Source organism: Modestobacter sp. VKM Ac-2977, from assembly GCF_026968045.1.
Lineage (GTDB): Bacteria > Actinomycetota > Actinomycetes > Mycobacteriales > Geodermatophilaceae > Modestobacter.
In genome coordinates this window covers 1,080,112-1,097,579 of sequence record NZ_JAPVBQ010000002.1, presented here as the reverse complement: position 1 = coordinate 1,097,579, position 17,468 = coordinate 1,080,112, and the positions used below count along the sequence as shown (strand labels likewise).

Sequence of the window (17,468 nt, the reverse complement as noted above, 5' to 3'; positions counted from 1 at the left end):
CGGAAGCTAAGCCTTTCAGCGCCGATGGTACTGCCCGGGGGACCGGGTGGGAGAGTAGGACGCCGCCGGACATAACTCCCAGGACGGGGTCACAGCTACGGCTGTGGCCCCGTTCCTGCATTTCCGGGAGAGGGCTCCGGGTGCAGTGCGATCGCGTCACGTGACGGAACGGGTCAGCGGCGACGATCTGCCGGGGTGGTCGTCGCCCCGACGTTCTCGTCGAGCCACCGGTTCAGCGGGGAGAAGGCGCGCCACGCGTCGCGGACCCGCTCGAGCGCCGCGCGAGTGTGCAGCCAGTCCGCCGGCGTCCACTGTTGGGCGCCGTGCAGGGACTTGTGCCGGAGCAGCTCGATCCGCGGGTGGTCCGCCGGCCAGCCCCGAGGCGCCCGGATCAGCCTGTCACCGTCGACCTCGTAGCCCGCGTCGCGCAGCCGGCGCACCACGTCCGCCAGCCGGGCACCCTGCACATCGTCGCCGACGGCCCGGCGGTAGCGCTCCACCTGGTCCGGCTGGAGGCGCCAGCTGCCACCGGCGACGCGGAGACCGTCTGCGGACACCTGCACGTAGACCGAGCCCAGCCCCGCACCGTCCGGGTGGAACACCGCCCCCTGGTGGGTCTTGTACGGCGTCTTGTCCTTGCTGAAGCGCACGTCCCGGTACGGCCGGAAGAGCTTGGGTGTGCCGAACTCCGGCGCTAGGTCGTCGGCCAGCGCCTGGAGCGGCGCCCGGACGTGTTCGTCGTAGCTCGCCCGGTGTTGGGTCCAGTAGGTCTTGCTGTTGTCGGCCTCGAGGCCCTCGTAGAAGACCAGGGCCTCGTCGGGGAAGCCGGAGAACGTCACGGTGCTGCTCGCTCCTCGTCGTGGTCGTCGTCGTCCAGCCGCGTCGTCCAGCGGAGCTGGGACAGCGGGGCGGCGCCGGTGTCCAGCGTCCGTGTCCACCCGTCCGATGCCCAGCCCGCCGAGCCGAGGAACCGTCCGGTCACCAGGTCGTCCTCGGGGACCCACGTGTGCAGGGAGCGGACCCTGCGCTCGGTGGCCAGGTCGGCGACCGCAGCGAGCAGTCGGCTCCCGTGACCACGCCGGCCCCAACGGGGCTCGACGAGCAGGGTGGCGAGCTCGGCGACGTCGGGGTCGTCCGTGGGGCCGTAGGCGGCGAACCCGACCACGGTCCCCGAGTCCACGGCGACCAGGACGCCGTGCTCGGACGTCGGGGGCGCGGCCACTGCCGTCCGCCAGGTCGTCGTGGCGGCGTCGTCGTCCCACTCGTCGAGCACCTGTGCCGGGAGGAGGGAGCGGTAGGCGGTCCGCCAGGTGACCACTTGGACGCGGGCGATCGCCTCTGCGTCCGCGGCGGCCGCCGGTCGTACGGACACGTCGGCGCGGCCGGTCAGTCCGCGTCCCTTCGGCAGCTCCACCGGGGCAGCGTAGGCGGTGGGCTCGGTGACGTCGGCGTCCCGTTCGGGCACGGCCGGCCGCAGTGGGCCGCCCGGCCCAGCGTGGACGCTGGGTGCACCCGCAGTACCCCTGAGTCGGTCGGGTGGCAGTGTCGGACCGGCAGGGCAGGATCGGCGGGGTGACGTCCTCCGTCGAGCGGCTGCCCGCCGGGCTGGCCCGCCGCATCGCCCTGGCCGCCCAGGGTTTCGCCGAGCCGCGGCCCACCGGCAGCGTCGGCACCCGGCAGCTGCGCCGGATCGCCGAGCGGCTGGCCGTGGTGCAGATCGACTCGGTCAACGTGCTGTCCCGGTCGCATTACCTCCCCTTCTTCAGCCGGCTGGGTCCCTACCCGCGCAGCGACCTCGACGCCGTCTCGAACCGGCGGCACGACGTCTTCGAGTACTGGGCGCACGAGGCGTCGTTCCTGCCGGCCCGGCTCCACCCGCACCTGCGCTGGCGGATGGCCGCGGCCGACCGGGAGGCGTGGGGCTCGATGACCCGGGTGCAGCAGGAGCGCCCGGAGTACGTGGCGTCGTTGCTGGCGCGGGTGCGCACCGACGGGCCGATCCGGGCCAGCCAGCTGCAGGAGGAACGGCCCAACCGGCCGGGCAGCATGTGGAACTGGCACGCCGGCAAGGCTGCACTGGAGTACCTGTTCTTCACCGGTGCACTCACCGCGCGCGGGCGCACGGCCGGCTTCGAGCGGGTCTACGACCTCCCGGAGCGGGTCCTGCCGCGCGCCGTTTACCAGGCGCCGACCCCGGAGCGGTCGGACGCCGTCCGGGAGCTGGTCCGCACGGCGTCCCGGGCGCTGGGGGTGGCCACCGAGTTCGACCTGCGCGACTACTTCCGGCTCGCCCCGGTCGACGCCCGGACGGCGATCGCCGAGCTGGCCGATGCCGGCGAGCTGCAACCGGTCGAGGTGGTGGGCTGGGACCGGCCGGCCTGGCTGGACCCGCAGGCACGACGGCCACGGTGGGTCCGGGCCCGTGCGCTGCTGTCCCCGTTCGACTCCCTGGTGTGGGAGCGCCCGCGGGTCGAGCGCATCTTCGGGTTCCGCTACCGGCTGGAGATCTACACGCCGGCCGCGAAGCGGGTGCACGGCTACTACGTGCTGCCGTTCCTGCTCGGCGACCGGCTCGTCGCCCGCGTCGACCTGAAGGCCGACCGGCAGGCCGGCGTGCTGCGGGTGCAGGGCGCCTTCGCCGAGCCGGGTGTCGACACCGCCGAGGTCGCCGCCGCACTGGCCGACGAGCTCCGGCTGATGGCCGGCTGGATGGCCCTGGACGAGGTGGTGGTGGCCGGCCTGGGTGACCTGGCCCCCGTCCTGGGCTCCGCCGTCGCCGGAGGCGCCGCCCCCAGCTGAACGCCTCCTGGATCAGCGCCCCGGGGGAACAGTGGCGCGGCGCAGGCGCAGGTCGCCGGAGACCGAGGTGAGCAGGAGGGAGAGGGGTTCTCCCTGGGTCGTGCCCGAGCCGGGGGTGTCGGCGTCGAGGTCGGAGGTCAACCGGCCGGAGATGCTCTGCACGTCGAGCCACACTCGCAGGCCGGGCTCGACGGCGATCGTCGTGTCGCCGGAGACCGTGGTGACCCGGACCGTGCCCGAGACGGCCCGCTCCACGCGGACGTCCCCCGACGCCGTCTTCGCGGACACGTCGGTCGCCACCCGGCCGAGCACCACGTCGCCGGAGGCGGTGCGCACGTCGACCGGGCCACGGACGTCGTCCAGGTGCAGGTCGCTGGAGGCGGTCGTGATCGTGAGCGGACCGTCGACCCGGTTGGTCCGCACGTCCCCGCTGGCCGAGCGGACCTGGAGCTCGGCGGCGTGTTCGACCGTGACGTCACCGCTGGCGGTGGTGACGGTGACGCGGCCGTGAGACCCGCTCAGTGCCGCACCGGCGGACGCGGTCGCGATGGTGACGTCCGCGTCCGGCGGGGTGGTCACCTCGATCCCGTACCGCGGGGTCCGGGCCATGCGTCGTTCGGGTGCCGCGACACGCAGCGCGGTGCCGGTGGCCGACACGTCGATGCGGTCGAGCAGCTGCTCGCCGGCTCCGTCGAGCGCCTGGACGGTGACCACCACCTCGGTGGCGCTCTCCACCGCGCGGACGGCGACCTGACCGGCAGGGTTGCGCACCTCGATCGTGCGGGGTGGGTCCGCCGGCGGGAAGCGGTGGGTTCGGACGGTCACGGGGACTCCAGGTCTGTCAGCTCCGGGCGAAGCCGGAGTAGCGGCGAGGGCCGCGCGCGGAGCGCGGCGGGTCGGTCGGTTCCCGCAGGCCGTCGGCGACGGCGCGGACGAGCCAGGCGTTGAGCGAGAGGCCGGCCGCGGCGGCAGCCGTCTCAGCGCGGGACTTCAGTGCCTCGGGGAGCCGGAGGCTGATCCGGGCGACGGCCCCGTCGTCGTCGGCCTCGGGCTCGTCGCGCGGAGGACCTGGGGCCGGCTCCGGGTCGTGGCCGGGATCGGGGGCGTGGACGACGACGACCTCGGGGTCGCGGCCGCGGACACGGATGTCGACCAGCCCGCCGTCCCAGGCGGCGGTGACCTCTGCGGCCATCGCCGAGAGGGCCTCGGTGACGGTGAGCCGGACGGCGGGTTCCAGCGCCTCGGCGAGCAGCCGGGCGGTCTCCTGCGTCTGCTCGGTGCCGGCCGCCGCGGCCGTGGTCAGTGAGCTGCGGAGGGCGTCGACGTAGTCGGTCAGGTCCATGGCCGCCATCGTGACGTCAGCCGCGGCCGCGCGATCGGCGGGGTCGGCTGCGCCGGCGCTGGTCCGGGGGAGGGATGGCTCACTGCGACCCGCCGCCGAGCCAGCGTGGACGGCGACCGTGGCGGTGCCGGGTGCGCGGCTGTGCGTCGGGCGGCGTCTTCGGCGAGCGTGGTGCCACGGCCTTCTGCAGGTCCTCGAGGTGCGTCCAGTTCTCCATGACGTCAGCATGGCACCACTCTGACGCCACATCAAGCGGTACGGTGACGTCGACGGTGCTCGCAGCCGGGGTGAGGCGGGTGGTGCTGCTGTCGTCCTCCGGGTCCAGCGGCTCCCTGCTGGTGCAGGGGACAGCGGCCTCCCCCCGTACGCTCGACGGGTGCCCGCCATCGCCCACCTGAAGGTGCAGGTCGTCGCGCAGACGCAGTTCACCCCGCCGGCGGACGTGCCCTGGGAGACCGACGCCGACGGCGGGCAGGCGCTCGCGGAGTTCGCCGGGCGGGCCTGCTACCAGTCCTGGACCAAGCCGAACCCGACCACGGCGACCAACGAGGGCTACCTGCGGCACATCCTCGAGGTCGGCCACCTGTCGGTGCTCGAGCACGGCACCGTGACCATGTACCTCTCCGGCGTCTCGCGTTCGCTCACCCACGAGCTGATCCGGCACCGGCACTTCTCCTACAGCCAACTGTCCCAGCGCTACGTGCCCGAGCAGGACGCCGCCGTCGTCGAGCCGGCGGTGATCGCCGAGGACCCCGAGCTGCACGAGAAGTTCCTCGCCGCCACCGATGCCGCACTGGCCGCCTACGCTGAGCTGCTCGAGGGGCTGGAGAAGCGCTTCGCCGACGTCCCGAACGCGACGCTGCGCCGCAAGCAGGCCCGGCAGGCAGCCCGTTCGGTGCTGCCGAACGCCACCGAGACCCGCATCGTCGTCACCGGCAACTACCGGGCCTGGCGGCACTTCGTGGCCATGCGGGCCAGCGAGCACGCCGACGTCGAGATCCGCGAGCTGGCCATCGCCTGCCTGCGCGAGCTGCAGAGTGCCGCCCCGCACGTCTTCGGTGACTTCCGGATCAGCGAGCTCTCCGACGGCACCGCCGTCGCCGCGAGCCCGCTGGTCGCCGAGGGCTGACCAGCCACCGTCCCATCCCCACCCACGATCGCGACGAGGAGTCGACATGCCCGACGTGGCCGTCCAGCCGAAGGTCGACACGCAGTACGAGGACCTGCTCCGCCGGGTCCTGGAGGCCGGGACGCCGAAGGACGACCGCACCGGCACCGGCACGCTGAGCCTGTTCGGGGAGCGGCTGCGCTACGACCTGTCCAGCTCCTTCCCGCTGGTGACGACAAAGTCGGTGCACTTCAAGTCGATCGCCTACGAGCTGCTGTGGTTCCTGCGCGGCGAGGGCAACGTCGGCTGGCTGAAGGAGCACGGCGTCTCGATCTGGGACGAGTGGGCGGCCGAGGACGGCAGCCTCGGCCCGGTCTACGGCGTCCAGTGGCGGTCCTGGCCCACGCCGGACGGCGGGTCGATCGACCAGCTCTCCGCCGTCCTGGACACGCTGCGCACCGACCCGGACTCCCGGCGGATGGTGGTCTCGGCGTGGAACGTGGCCGCTCTGCCGGAGATGGCGCTGGCTCCCTGCCACGCGCTGTTCCAGTTCCACGTCGCCGACGGCAAGCTCTCCTGCCAGCTCTACCAGCGCAGCGCCGACCTGTTCCTCGGCGTCCCGTTCAACATCGCCAGCTACGCGCTGCTGACCCGGATGGTCGCCCAGCAGGTCGGCCTCGAGCCGGGCGACTTCATCTGGGTCGGCGGGGACTGCCACATCTACCGCAACCACCTGCCCCAGGTGCGCGAGCAGCTCTCCCGGGAGGTGCTGCCCTTCCCGCAGCTGGAGATCGACCCGGCGCCGTCGCTGTTCGACCACCGCTACGAGGACTTCCGCGTCGTCGACTACCGGCACCACCCGGCCATCCGGGGTGCGGTGGCGGTGTGACCGATCCGGCGACCCCGCGGCGCACGGTGCGGATGGTCTGGGCCCAGACCACCGACGGCGTCATCGGCGCGGACGGCGCACTGCCCTGGCACCTGCCCGAGGACCTGCGGTTGTTCAAGGCGTTGACCGTCGGCGGCACCGTGGTCATGGGCCGCCGCACCTGGGAGTCGCTGCCGGCGCGGTTCCGGCCGCTGCCCGGCCGCCGCAACGTGGTGCTCAGCTCGACGCTGGACCCGGCGGAGCCCGGGGCGCAGGTGGTCCGGTCGGTGACCGAGGCGCTCGAGCTGGACGGCGACCTGTGGGTGATCGGCGGCGGGGCGGTCTACGGGGCGTTCCTCCCGTACGCCGACGAGCTGGTGGTGACCGAGGTCGACGTGCAGCTGCCGGGTGACACCTGGGCACCCCGCCCGGGCCCGGACTGGGCGCCGGGTGCGCAGGTGCCCGACCCCGGGTGGTCGGAGTCGACGACCGGGCTCCGCTTCCGGGTCACCCAGTGGGGGCGGGGGACGGTCGCCCCGGACCTCGTGACCCGCGTCCTCGCCGAGCACGAGCAGATCTGGGTCGCCGCAGGGCGGTCCGGGGGTGTCGGGGCGGGCCGGTAGATTCCAGGCCATGACCCCGGCCACGACCACGGACCCCGCCCGACCGTTCGGGCGCGTGCTCACGGCGATGGTCACCCCGCTCGCCGAGGACGGCACGATCGACCTCGCCGGCGCCCAGGAACTCGCCGCGCACCTCGTCGACCGGCAGTCGCACGATGGCCTGGTCGTCTTCGGGACCACGGGTGAGTCGCCGACCATCAGCGACGGCGAGCAGCACGCGGTGCTCGAGGCCGTGCTGGACGCCGTCGGTGACCGGGCCATGGTGGTCGCCGGCGTCGGCACGAACGACACCGCGCACTCCATCGAGAAGGCCCAGTCGGCGGCCCGGCTCGGCGTGCACGGCCTGCTCGTCGTCACCCCGTACTACAACAAGCCCCCGCAGGCCGGCCTGCTGCGGCACTTCACCGCGGTCGCCGACTCCACCGACCTGCCGGTGATGCTCTACGACATCCCGCCGCGCTCGGTGGTCCCCATCGAGGTGGAGACGCTGGTCCGCGCCGCGGAGCACCCGAACATCGTCGCGGTCAAGGACGCCAAGGGCGACTTCGGCGCCCTCATGCAGACCCTGGCCCGCACCGACCTCGCCTACTACTCCGGTGAGGACATGCTGAACCTGCCGCTGCTCGCGGTCGGGGCCGTCGGCGTGGTGAGCGTCGTCGGGCACCTGGTCGGGACCCGGCTGGCCGAGCTGATCGCCGCCGTCGAGGCCGGCGACCTGGCCCGGGCGCGAGAGGTCAACGACGAGTTGCTGCCGGTGTACACGGGCATCTTCCGCACCCAGGGCACGATCATGGTCAAGGCGGCGCTGCGCGAGCTCGGGCTCCCGTCCGGCCCGGTGCGCCCGCCGCTCGTGGACGCCACCGAGGAACAGGTGGCGCAGCTGCGCGTGGACCTCGCCGCAGGAGGTGTCGTGCTGTGACGACGTCGAACTCCCCGCAGCCCCACCTGGACCTGAAGGCCCCGCCGCCCCTCCCGGCCGGCGGCCTGCGGGTGATGGCGCTGGGCGGCCTCGGGGAGATCGGCCGGAACATGGCCGTGCTCGAGTTCGACGGCCAGCTGCTGATCATCGACTGCGGGGTGCTGTTCCCCGAGGCGGAGCAGCCCGGCGTCGACCTGATCCTGCCCGACTTCGGGGTCATCGAGCACCGGATGGACGACATCGCCGCCGTCGTCCTGACCCACGGGCACGAGGACCACATCGGCGCCGTCCCCTACCTGCTCCGGCTGCGCGCCGACATCCCGTTGGTCGGCTCCCGGTTCACCCTCGCGCTGGTCAAGGCCAAGCTGCGCGAGCACCGGATCGACCCGGTGCTGGTGGAGGTGGCGGCCGGGGACGACCACCTGGCGGGTGGGTTCCACTGCGAGTTCGTCAGCGTCAACCACTCCATCCCCGATGCTCTGGCCGTGGCGGTGCACACGCCGGCGGGCACGCTGGTGCACACCGGCGACTTCAAGATGGACCAGCTGCCGCTCGACGGCGTGCTCACCGATCTCGGGGCCTTTGCCCGGCTCGGGGTCGCGGGCATCGACCTGTTGCTCAGCGACTCGACCAACGCCGAGGTGCCCGGGTTCGTCACCTCCGAGCGCAGCATCGGCCCGGTGCTGGACTCGGTGTTCGAGCGCGCCTCGCAGCGGCTGATCGTCTCCAGCTTCGCCAGCCACGTCCACCGCATCCAGCAGGTCCTCGACAGCGCGGCCGCGCACGGCCGCAAGGTCGCGTTCGTGGGCCGGTCGATGGTCCGCAACATGGGGGTCGCCCAGGACCTCGGCCTGCTCCGGGTCGCACCCGGGCTGATGGTCAAGCTGGACGAGGCCACCGCGATGCCCCCCGAGCAGGTGGTGCTGGTCAGCACCGGTTCGCAGGGGGAGCCGCTGTCGGCGCTGGGCCGGATGGCCCGCGGCGACCACCACCAGGTCACGATCGAGGCCGGCGACACGATCATCCTGGCGTCCTCGCTGGTGCCCGGGAACGAGACCGCCGTCTACAAGGTGATCAACGGCCTGGCCCGGCTCGGCGCCACCGTGGTGCACAAGGAGACGGCCCGGGTGCACGTCTCCGGGCACGCTCCGGCCGGGGAGCTGCGCACCCTGCTCAACGTGGCCAAGCCGCGGTACCTGATGCCGGTGCACGGGGAGTGGCGGCACCTGCGGGCGCACGCCGCGCTGGCCGAGGAGACCGGGATGAGCCGCGACCGCATCCTGCTGGCCGAGGACGGCGTCGTCGTCGACCTGGTCGACGGCAAGGCGTCGATCGTGGGCAGCGTGCCGATCGGCAACGTCTACGTCGACGGGCTCAACGTCGGCGACGTCGGCGAGGAGTCGCTGCAGGCCCGCCGGATCCTCGGCGACGAGGGCTTCGTGGCGCTGACCGTGGTCATCGAGCCCTCGACCCGCACCATCGTGCGGCCGGTGCACCTGTCGACCCGGGGCTTCTCCGATGACCCGGCCGCCTTCACCGAGGCGCTCGCCCTGGTCGAGGAGGAACTGAAGCGGGCCCTGGCCGCCGACGACCAGGTCGACGCCCACCGGCTGTCCCAGGTGATCCGCCGGACGGTCGGCAAGTGGGTGTCGGACACCTACCGCCGCCGCCCGATGATCATCCCCACCGTCCTCGAGGTGTGAAAGAGGAACCCCTTCCCCTCACTCCTCGCAGGCTCGGGGTGAGCCTCGGGAGGGGCCGAGGAGCGCGGGCGGCCGCAGGACTCACCGGATCACGGTGATGGGATCGATGCCCTCGTCGGCGGGCAGGCCGAAGCCGAGCACCTGGGCGTAGAAGGACAGCTCGCCGTCCAGGGCGGTGCGGATGTTCTCCGCCTTGCGGAAGCCGTGCTGCTCACCGGCGAAGAGGACGTAGGTGTGCGGCACGCCCTTCTCCCGCAGGGCCGCGACCATCAGCTCCGCCTGCTCGGGCGGCACCACCCGGTCCTCGTCGCCCTGGAACACCGCCAGCGGGGTGTCCAGTGCGTCGGTCGCGTTGATCGGCGAGCGCTCGGCGTAGACGTCGGCGCCGGCGGGCCACGGTGCGATCAGCCCGTCGAGGTAGCGGGACTCGAACTTGTGCGTGTCGGCGGCCAGCGCGGCCAGGTCGGCGACGCCGTAGTGGCTGGCCCCGGCAGCGAAGACGCCCGGGCGGAAGGTCAGCGCGGCCAGCGTGGTGTACCCGCCGGCGGAGCCGCCGCGGATCGCCAGCCGCGCCCGGTCGACGCGCAGCCCGGCGGGGCCGTCGCCGGAGGAGAGGTACCGGGCGCAGGCGACGACGTCGTCCAGGTCGGCGACGCCCCACTGCCCCTTCAGTGCCTCCCGGTAGCGCCGGCCGTAGCCGGTGGAGCCGCGGTAGTCGACGTCGGCGACGGCGAACCCGCGGGAGGTCCAGTACTGGACGCCCAGGTCCAGCACCGACCGGGCGGCGGCGGTGGGCCCGCCGTGCACGAGGACCAGGAGCGGCGGCAGCTCGTCGCCCGGGCCGGTGACCTGCGGGTTGGTCGGCGGGTACACCAGCGCGTGGGCCTCGGCGACCCCGCTGGGCCCGGGCTCGGTGGGGAAGGTGACGTGCTGGGGGCGGGAGAACCAGGCCGGGTCCAGGCCGAGGTCGCGGGCCGGGCGGAGCACCTCGGGGGCACCGTCGGGACCGACCCGGAGGACGACCGCCTCGGACGCCGGGCCGCCGGCGACGCAGACCAGGCCGTCGGAGGCGCCGCGCACCTGACCGAAGGCCGAGTAGGGCAGGTCGAACTCGCGCGCGGTGCCGTCGGGGTCGAGCACGGCGAGCCGGTCGGCGCCGTCCCGGCCGTAGGCGAGCGCCACCCGGCCGTCGTCCAGCAGGTCGAACCGGCTCTGCCCGAAGACCCACTGCGGCCCGGCGATGTCGCTGCCGGCGTCGAACACCAGCTCCACCTCGCCGTGCGGCCGGCGCCGGTACAGCGACCAGACGTCGGTGCGGTCAGAGAGCCACCACAGGGACAGGTCCGCACCCCAGACCGGCTGGACGACGGACTCGCCGGGACCACCGGCCAGCACGTGCTCGGTGCCGTCGGCGGCCCGGACCACGAGCCGCGCAGCGTCCCAGGGCATGTCCGGGTGGTCCCACTGCAGCCAGGCCAGTGTGACGCCGTCGGGGGCCCGCCGCGGGTCCGAGACGAAGTCCGGCCCGCTGACCAGCACTTCCACGGTGCCGTCGGCGTCCACCCGGACCACCTCGTTGACGACCTCGGCGGCCAGGCCGGAGACGGTGTGGGTCTCCCGGACCGCCAGGACGCCGTCGCCGTCGGGGTGCAGGTCGGCGAACCGGACGCCGGCGGGGACCTCCGGCTCCGGGGTCACCGCGACCGGTTCGCTGCCCGCCGCCACCCGGTACAGCCGCTGGTCGGCGAAGTCGGTGAACCACACCGTGCCGGCGGCCACGGTCCAGGCGCCGCCGCCGTACTCGTGCACCCGGGTGCGGGCGTTCCAGGGGGAGGGGAGCAGGTCGGTCGTCGTCCCGTCCGGCGCGCGGCGGACCAGCACGGTGCGGCCGCCCTCGCTGGGCCGGCCCTCGGCCCACCAGACGTCAGCGTCGTCTCCGGAGCCGTCCACGACGACCTCGCCGAGCCTGGCCGCGGCGCGCACCACGAGCTCGGAGGTGATCGGCGTCGGCCAGCTGCCGTGGGGGAGGGCCTGCTCGGGGGCGGTCACCCCGGTCACGCTAGCCAGCCGCACGGCTGGGTGTCAGCTGAGCCCGAGCCGGACACGCGGCGCTGAATGGACCCCGGCCACCGGCATCCCGATTACCGTCTGACGCATGCCTGCTCGCGCGTCGACGTCGAACCGGGCGCCTGCGCGCGGGAGCGCCCCCGCACGCCCGCGCTCGGGCAGCACCGCAGCCAAGAAGCGCCCCCCGGCCAAGCGCGGGTCCACCGCGGCCCGCCGGCCGCCGCCGAAGAAGAAGCAGGGCACGCTCGCCGGCAGTCTCTGGCGCGGCGCGTCGGGCGCCTGGGGTCTGCTGGCCCGTGGCGCCGGCGGTGTGGCGCGTTCGGTCGCCCGGCCGGAGGAGGCCGAACCGCTGGGCCCCGAGCACCGCCGGGACGGCGTCGGCCTCGCGGTGCTGGGCCTGGCGATCGTGCTGGGCGCGGCGGTCTGGACCGACGGGATCGGTCCGGTCGGCGCCGGCCTGGCCACCGGCGTGGAGTGGACGATCGGCGCGCTCACCGTCGCGCTGCCGGTGGTGCTGTTGCTGGTCGCGCTGCGGCTGCTGCGGCACCCCCCGCACCCGGAGTCGCGCGGGCGGCTGATGATCGGCTGGCTCAGCGTGGTCGCCGCCGTCGTCGGCGTCGCCCACGTCGTCGGGCCGGACGCCGACCCGGCGGACCGGACCGGCGCCGGTGGCCTGCTCGGCTGGGCGGTCGGCATGCCGCTGACCGCGGGCGTCGGCCCGATCGTCACCGTGCTGCTGCTGGTCCTGCTCGCGTTCTTCGGCGTGCTCGTCGTCACCGCCACGCCGGTGCACCAGGTGCCCGAACGCCTGCGGGAGTGGGCCGACCGGCAGCTGGGCCGGGACGATGACGAGGAGTACGACGACTACGACGAGTACCAGGACGAGGAGCCGGCGACCCAGCCGGTCCCGCGCGTCCGCAAGGGGCGCAAGGCCGCGGCCCCGGCGGTCGAGGACACCCTGGACACCGGGTCGATCGACCTCGGTGCGCTGGACGACGCCCCGGAGGCGGTCGTCCACGAGCCGGCCCCCGAGCCCGTGCCGGTCCGCCGTCCGCCGATCATCGACCGCACGGCCCCGCCGGAGGACCTGCCGCCGATCGAGGAGCCCGAGCAGCTCCGGATCCAGCCGGTCGAGGGCGCCTACACCCTGCCCTCGGTCAGCGTGCTGCGCGCGGGCACCCCGCCGCGGGCGAAGTCCAAGGCCAACGACGTCGCCATCGAGGCGATCACCGGGGTGCTCGAGCAGTTCAACATCGACGCCGCGGTCACCAGCTACACCCGTGGCCCGACGGTGACCCGCTACGAGATCGAGCTGGGCAACGCGGTCAAGGTCGAGAAGATCACCGCGCTGACCAAGAACCTCGCCTATGCCGTCGCCAACGACAACATCCGCATCCTCGCCCCGATCCCGGGCAAGTCCGCGGTCGGCGTCGAGGTGCCCAACACCGACCGCGAGACGGTGAGCCTGGGCGACGTCATGCGCTCGCAGGTGGCCAAGCAGGACCCGCACCCGATGCTGGTCGGCCTGGGCAAGGACATCGAGGGCGGCTTCGTCTGCGCCAACCTCGCGAAGATGCCGCACCTGCTGGTGGCCGGCGCCACCGGCGCCGGCAAGTCCAGCTGCATCAACTCGCTGCTCACGTCCCTGCTGCTGCGGGCGACCCCGGACCAGCTGCGGATGATCCTGGTCGACCCGAAGATGGTCGAACTCACGCCCTACGACGGCATCCCGCACCTGATCACGCCGATCATCACCGACCCCAAGAAGGCCGCGACCGCGCTGGCCTGGCTGGTCGAGGAGATGGAGCAGCGCTACCAGGACATGCGGTCCACCGGCGTCCGGCACATCGACGACTTCAACAAGAAGGTCGAGCGCGGGGAGATCACCACCCCGCCCGGCAGCGAGCGGGTGTACCAGCCCTACCCCTACATCCTCACGATCGTCGACGAGCTCGCCGACCTGATGATGGTGGCCCCGCGGGACGTCGAGGAGTCGATCGTCCGGATCACCCAGAAGGCCCGCGCCGCCGGCATCCACCTGGTGCTGGCCACCCAGCGCCCCTCGGTCGACGTCGTCACCGGCCTGATCAAGGCCAACGTGCCCTCGCGGCTGGCCTTCTCCACCTCCAGCCTCACCGACAGCCGGGTCATCCTCGACCAGCCCGGCGCGGAGAAGCTGATCGGCATGGGCGACGCCCTCTTCCTGCCGATCGGCGCCGGCAAGCCGATCCGCGTCCAGGGCGCCTACGTCTCCGACGCCGAGATCGAGGCGGTCGTCGAGTTCACCAAGCGGCAGGCCGAGCCGGAGTACCGCGAGGAGGTCTTCACCGCCGCGGCGGGGGAGAAGAAGGAGATCGACGAGGACATCGGCAGCGACCTGGAGCTGCTGGTCCAGGCCGTCGAGCTGGTGGTCACCAGCCAGTTCGGGTCCACCTCGATGCTGCAGCGCAAGCTGCGGGTCGGCTTCGCCAAGGCGGGCCGGCTGATGGACCTGATGGAGAGCCGGGGCATCGTCGGGCCGTCGGAGGGCTCCAAGGCCCGGGACGTGCTCATCAAGCCCGACGAGCTGGAGTCGGTCATGTTCACGCTGCGCGGGAGCGAGTAGCAAGGGGATCCGGTGGCGCCGGGCGGGATGTGGGACGGCGCCTACGATGGTGCGGTGCCAGCCCTGCCCAGACCCATGACATCCCCCGAAGGGCAGCCCGCCGGTCCCGCTCCCCGGCGCGTCGCCGTCGTCACCCTCGGCTGCGCCCGCAACGAGGTCGACTCCGAGGAGCTCGCCGGCCGGCTGGCCGGCGACGGGTACGAGCTGGTCGCCGACGGCGAGGCCGCCGACGCCGTGCTGGTGAACACCTGCGGCTTCATCGAGAGCGCGAAGAAGGACTCGGTCGACGCGATCCTGGCCGCCACCGACTCCGGCGCCGAGGTGATCGCCGTCGGCTGCATGGCCGAGCGGTACGGCGCCGAGCTGGCCGGGGCGCTGCCCGAGGCCACCGTGCTGGGCTTCGACGACTACGGCGCCATCGGCGACCGGCTGGACGACGTCCTCACCGGCCGGCCGCTGGTCCCGCACACGCCGCAGGACCGGCGGACCCTGCTGCCGATCAGCCCGGTGCAGCGCACCGCGGCGGTGCAGGCCCCCGACGCCCCGGCCATCCCCGGCCACGACTGGCTGCGGCGCAAGCGGCTGGCCAGCGGGCCGTCCGCGGCGTTGAAGATCGCCTCCGGCTGCGACCGGCGCTGCTCCTTCTGCGCGATCCCCACCTTCCGCGGGTCGTTCGTCTCCCGGCCGGCCGGTGAGGTGCTCGGCGAGGCGCAGTGGCTGGCCTCCCAGGGCGTCACCGAGATCGTCCTGGTCAGCGAGAACTCCACCTCCTACGGCAAGGACACCGGCGACCTGCGCTCGCTGGAGAAGCTGCTTCCCCAGCTCGCCGCGATCGACGGCGTCGTCCGGGTGCGGGTGGCCTACCTGCAGCCGGCGGAGCTGCGGCCGGGCCTGCTCGAGGTGATCGCCGCGACCCCGGGCATCGCCCCGTACTTCGACCTGTCGTTCCAGCACTCCTCACCGACGCTGCTGCGCCGGATGCGGCGCTTCGGCGGCACCGAGGACTTCCTCGGCATCATCGAGCGGGCCCGGGCACTGGCACCGGGCGCGGGCTTCCGGACCAACGTCATCCTCGGGTTCCCCGGGGAGACCGAGGACGACGTCGCCGAACTCGAGCGGTTCCTGACCGAGGGGCGGCTGGACGCCGTCGGCGTGTTCGGCTACTCCGACGAGGACGGCACCGAGGCGCTCGGCCTGCCCGGCAAGCTGGACCAGGACGAGATCGACGCCCGGGTGCGGCGGATCACCGACCTGGTCGAGGAGCTCACAGCCCAGCGCGCCGAGGAGCGGATCGGCAGCACCGTGGAGGTGCTGCTGACCGAGGACCTGTCGGTCGACGACGAGCCCGGCACGTGGGCCGGCCACGCCGCCCACCAGGACCCGGACGCCGACGGCACGTCGACGGTCTCCGGGGTGCCCGCCGACGCGGTCGCGGGACAGGTGGTGCGGGCCGAGGTGGTCGACACCGTGGGCGTCGACCTGGTCGCCCGCGCGCTGCTGCCCGTGCCTGACGCGTCAGCTGTCGCCGTGACGGCCGGGGTCTGACCGGATGAGCACGGGTGTACCGGCCGACCCGGCGGCGACGCCGCCGGAGAGCACCCGTCTGCTCAACCTGCCCAATGCGCTGACCATGTTGCGGCTGGCGGTCGTGCCGCTGTTCGCGGTGCTGCTGCTGTCCGAGGGCGGGGCGGACGACGGGCGCCGTGCCTGGGCCACCCTCTTCTTCGTCGTCGCGATCATCACCGACCAGCTGGACGGCATGATCGCCCGCCGCACCAACCAGGTGACCGAGTTCGGGAAGCTCGCCGACCCGATCGCCGACAAGGCGCTCACCGGGACGGCGCTCATCGGCCTGTCGGTGCTGGACCTGCTGCCGTGGTGGGTGACGCTCACCATCCTGGTCCGCGAGGTGGGGGTCACCCTGCTGCGGTTCTGGGTCATCCGGCACGGGGTGATCGCCGCCAGCCGCGGCGGCAAGGCCAAGACCGTGCTCCAGTCGCTGGCCATCGGGATGTACATCCTGCCGATCGACGGGCTGTTCGGGTCGGCCCGCTGGTGGGTGATGGCGGCGGCCTTCGTGCTGACCGTCGCCACCGGCATCGACTACGTCTACCGGGCGGTGAAGCTGCGCCGCACCAGCGCACGGGCCATGCGGGCCGCCGCGACCAGGCGGGCAGGCGCGGACGAGGGGCCCGGCGCCGGTGGGGGCCGCCGGGGCACCGTGGCGTGACCTCGCCGGGCGCTGCCGAGACCGCACAGCGGGTGCACGCCGCCCTGCTGGCCCGCGGTGAGACGGTCGCGGCCGCCGAGTCGCTGACCGCCGGCCTGTTCTGCGCGACCCTCGCCGGGGTGCCCGGCGCCAGCGCCACCCTGCGCGGGGGAGCCGTCGTGTACGCCACCGACCTGAAGACGACGCTGGCCGGGGTCGCCCCGGAACTGCTGGCCGCCTCGGGCCCGGTGAGCGAGCGCACCGCGGCCGCGCTGGCCGAGGGCATCCGCAGCCGCTGTGCCGCCACCTGGGGCGTCGGGATCACCGGGGTGGCCGGCCCCGACCCGGTCGACGAGCACGGGCCGGGGCGGGTATACCTCGGTCTCAGCGACGGCCTGGTCACCGTCGTCCACGAGCTGGACCTCCCCGGCGACCGGGCCGCGGTGCGCGCCGGGGCGGTACAGGAGGCGATGGCCCGGCTGCTGGGCCGGCTCGCCGAGCACGCGCTCCCCGGGAAGGCGGAGGGCAGCGAGGGTGTTACGCCATGAGCGGACGGACCTCCACCAGCACGGTGACCCGGGTCATGGCCGCGTACGGTGAGCACACGGCGTCCCCCGGCCGATCCGGTCGGTGGCGCTGCTCGTTCGACCTGCTCGTCAGAGTGGACAGGAGACGGCCATGACGCTGCTGCGCACCCAGCTGGGGAACACCCTGCGGGGTCACCGGCTGCGCCAGCGGCGGACGCTGCGCGACGTCTCCGGCGCGGCCCGGGTGAGCCTCGGGTACCTCTCGGAGGTCGAGCGTGGCCAGAAGGAGGCGTCCTCGGAGCTGCTGGCCTCCATCTGTGACGCCCTGGACGTGGAGCTGGCCGACCTGCTGGCCGAGGTGAGCCTGGAGATGCGGCTCGCCGACCCGGCCGGGCACCCGGTCCGCCCGGTCGCGGTCGCCCGCCCGGGAGCCGGCGACGACGACGCGGCCGCGGCGGCTGCAACGGACGCGCCCGCCGAGCAGGAGGCTGCCGCGGCGCCGGTCGCCGAGCCGGCCCTGGCCCTCGTGGGCAGTGGCCAGTCGGCCCGTGCGGCCGCCCGTGCCCGTGGAGCCGTCTCGCTCGCTGCCTGAGAAGGACACCGCTGGGTCGCGGGCCGGTCCCTGGGGGCCGGATTCGTCCAGCGCGGGCGGATGGGCGCGACACGAACTGCGCTCAGGGTCCACCTCCTTGACCCAG

The 17,468-nt window shown here is 73.7% G+C and carries 17 protein-coding genes and 1 rRNA gene; 12 read left to right on the top strand and 6 right to left on the bottom strand.

The genetic code is table 11. From position 1 onward, the window contains the following. Positions 1 to 71: ribosomal RNA gene (rrf, locus tag O2V63_RS20850) — 5S ribosomal RNA — on the top strand; the annotation flags it as partial. A gap of 102 nt (positions 72 to 173) precedes the next feature. Here the strand turns inward: rrf and O2V63_RS12725 are convergent. After that, positions 174 to 839 (bottom strand): DUF2461 domain-containing protein, encoded by a 666-nt coding sequence (locus tag O2V63_RS12725; RefSeq protein WP_269167896.1) that lies wholly within the window; start codon positions 837 to 839, stop codon positions 174 to 176. Continuing rightward, positions 836 to 1,465 (bottom strand): GNAT family N-acetyltransferase, encoded by a 630-nt coding sequence (locus O2V63_RS12720; RefSeq protein ID WP_269167895.1) that lies wholly within the window; start codon positions 1,463 to 1,465, stop codon positions 836 to 838. The genes O2V63_RS12725 and O2V63_RS12720 overlap by 4 nt, the downstream gene beginning before the upstream one ends. A 107-nt stretch (positions 1,466 to 1,572) precedes the next feature. On the opposite strand from O2V63_RS12720, the gene O2V63_RS12715 reads away from it, so the two are divergent. Further along, positions 1,573 to 2,799 carry a winged helix-turn-helix domain-containing protein gene (locus O2V63_RS12715; protein ID WP_269167894.1) on the top strand — a complete coding sequence of 409 codons (1,227 nt, stop codon included), beginning with the start codon at positions 1,573 to 1,575 and terminating at the stop codon, positions 2,797 to 2,799. Positions 2,800 to 2,811: 12 nt separating this feature from the next. Here O2V63_RS12715 and O2V63_RS12710 read toward each other — a convergent pair whose 3' ends face one another. The 3 genes from O2V63_RS12710 to O2V63_RS12700 all read right to left on the bottom strand — a co-directional run bounded on the left by O2V63_RS12710 (position 2,812) and on the right by O2V63_RS12700 (position 4,358). Then, entirely contained in the window at positions 2,812 to 3,624 is an 813-nt protein-coding gene (locus O2V63_RS12710; protein ID WP_269167893.1) for a DUF4097 family beta strand repeat-containing protein, read from the bottom strand. Between the two features lie 16 nt (positions 3,625 to 3,640). After that, complete coding sequence (locus O2V63_RS12705) at positions 3,641 to 4,141, bottom strand: toxin-antitoxin system HicB family antitoxin (RefSeq protein ID WP_269167891.1); 501 nt, start codon at positions 4,139 to 4,141, stop codon at positions 3,641 to 3,643. A gap of 79 nt (positions 4,142 to 4,220) precedes the next feature. Then, a complete protein-coding gene (locus tag O2V63_RS12700) occupies positions 4,221 to 4,358 on the bottom strand; it encodes a hypothetical protein (protein WP_269167890.1) in 138 nt (45 codons plus the stop codon). Between the two features lie 159 nt (positions 4,359 to 4,517). Here O2V63_RS12700 and thyX point away from each other — a divergent pair, with 159 nt between their 5' ends. The 5 genes from thyX to O2V63_RS12675 are packed head-to-tail and all read left to right on the top strand — an operon-like array spanning position 4,518 to position 9,362. After that, entirely contained in the window at positions 4,518 to 5,270 is a 753-nt protein-coding gene (gene thyX, locus O2V63_RS12695; RefSeq protein WP_269167889.1) for an FAD-dependent thymidylate synthase, read from the top strand. Between the two features lie 46 nt (positions 5,271 to 5,316). Next, the gene (locus tag O2V63_RS12690) at positions 5,317 to 6,138 is read left to right on the top strand and encodes a thymidylate synthase (protein WP_269167888.1); all 822 of its coding nucleotides are present in this window, start codon (positions 5,317 to 5,319) and stop codon (positions 6,136 to 6,138) included. Next, a complete protein-coding gene (locus O2V63_RS12685) occupies positions 6,135 to 6,740 on the top strand; it encodes a dihydrofolate reductase (protein ID WP_269167887.1) in 606 nt (201 codons plus the stop codon). The genes O2V63_RS12690 and O2V63_RS12685 overlap by 4 nt, the downstream gene beginning before the upstream one ends. Positions 6,741 to 6,750: 10 nt before the next feature. Then, complete coding sequence (gene dapA, locus O2V63_RS12680) at positions 6,751 to 7,659, top strand: 4-hydroxy-tetrahydrodipicolinate synthase (protein WP_269163527.1); 909 nt, start codon at positions 6,751 to 6,753, stop codon at positions 7,657 to 7,659. Then, the gene (locus O2V63_RS12675; RefSeq protein WP_269167886.1) at positions 7,656 to 9,362 is read left to right on the top strand and encodes a ribonuclease J; all 1,707 of its coding nucleotides are present in this window, start codon (positions 7,656 to 7,658) and stop codon (positions 9,360 to 9,362) included. The genes dapA and O2V63_RS12675 overlap by 4 nt, the downstream gene beginning before the upstream one ends. 81 nt (positions 9,363 to 9,443) lie before the next feature. Here O2V63_RS12675 and O2V63_RS12670 read toward each other — a convergent pair whose 3' ends face one another. Then, positions 9,444 to 11,411, bottom strand: coding sequence for an alpha/beta hydrolase family protein (locus tag O2V63_RS12670; protein WP_269167885.1), 1,968 nt, complete (start codon positions 11,409 to 11,411; stop codon positions 9,444 to 9,446). A gap of 106 nt (positions 11,412 to 11,517) precedes the next feature. On the opposite strand from O2V63_RS12670, the gene O2V63_RS12665 reads away from it, so the two are divergent. The 5 genes from O2V63_RS12665 (at position 11,518) to O2V63_RS12645 (ending at position 17,362) form a co-directional block, all read left to right on the top strand. Further along, positions 11,518 to 14,034, top strand: coding sequence for a DNA translocase FtsK (locus O2V63_RS12665; protein ID WP_269167884.1), 2,517 nt, complete (start codon positions 11,518 to 11,520; stop codon positions 14,032 to 14,034). Between the two features lie 75 nt (positions 14,035 to 14,109). Beyond that, positions 14,110 to 15,579: a 30S ribosomal protein S12 methylthiotransferase RimO gene (rimO, locus tag O2V63_RS12660; protein WP_269167883.1), complete on the top strand. Its 1,470-nt coding sequence runs from the start codon at positions 14,110 to 14,112 to the stop codon at positions 15,577 to 15,579. A 4-nt stretch (positions 15,580 to 15,583) separates the two neighbouring features. Then, positions 15,584 to 16,264, top strand: coding sequence for a CDP-diacylglycerol--glycerol-3-phosphate 3-phosphatidyltransferase (pgsA, locus tag O2V63_RS12655; RefSeq protein WP_269167881.1), 681 nt, complete (start codon positions 15,584 to 15,586; stop codon positions 16,262 to 16,264). Then, complete coding sequence (locus O2V63_RS12650) at positions 16,261 to 16,791, top strand: CinA family protein (protein WP_269167880.1); 531 nt, start codon at positions 16,261 to 16,263, stop codon at positions 16,789 to 16,791. Before pgsA ends, O2V63_RS12650 begins: the two co-directional genes overlap by 4 nt. A gap of 130 nt (positions 16,792 to 16,921) precedes the next feature. After that, positions 16,922 to 17,362 (top strand): helix-turn-helix domain-containing protein, encoded by a 441-nt coding sequence (locus tag O2V63_RS12645; RefSeq protein WP_269167878.1) that lies wholly within the window; start codon positions 16,922 to 16,924, stop codon positions 17,360 to 17,362. Positions 17,363 to 17,468: the final 106 nt, after the last annotated feature.

Excerpts from the sequence above, each read along its gene's own strand:
- rimO (WP_269167883.1), top strand. The coding sequence starts at position 14,110 with ATGACATCCCCCGAAGGGCAGCCCGCCGGTCCCGCTCCCCGGCGCGTC.
- pgsA (WP_269167881.1), top strand. The coding sequence starts at position 15,584 with ATGAGCACGGGTGTACCGGCCGACCCGGCGGCGACGCCGCCGGAGAGC.
- dapA (WP_269163527.1), top strand. The coding sequence starts at position 6,751 with ATGACCCCGGCCACGACCACGGACCCCGCCCGACCGTTCGGGCGCGTG.
- O2V63_RS12705 (WP_269167891.1), bottom strand. The coding sequence starts at position 4,141 with ATGGACCTGACCGACTACGTCGACGCCCTCCGCAGCTCACTGACCACG.
- O2V63_RS12665 (WP_269167884.1), top strand. The coding sequence starts at position 11,518 with ATGCCTGCTCGCGCGTCGACGTCGAACCGGGCGCCTGCGCGCGGGAGC.
- O2V63_RS12700 (WP_269167890.1), bottom strand. The coding sequence starts at position 4,358 with ATGGAGAACTGGACGCACCTCGAGGACCTGCAGAAGGCCGTGGCACCA.
- O2V63_RS12645 (WP_269167878.1), top strand. The coding sequence starts at position 16,922 with ATGACGCTGCTGCGCACCCAGCTGGGGAACACCCTGCGGGGTCACCGG.
- O2V63_RS12690 (WP_269167888.1), top strand. The coding sequence starts at position 5,317 with ATGCCCGACGTGGCCGTCCAGCCGAAGGTCGACACGCAGTACGAGGAC.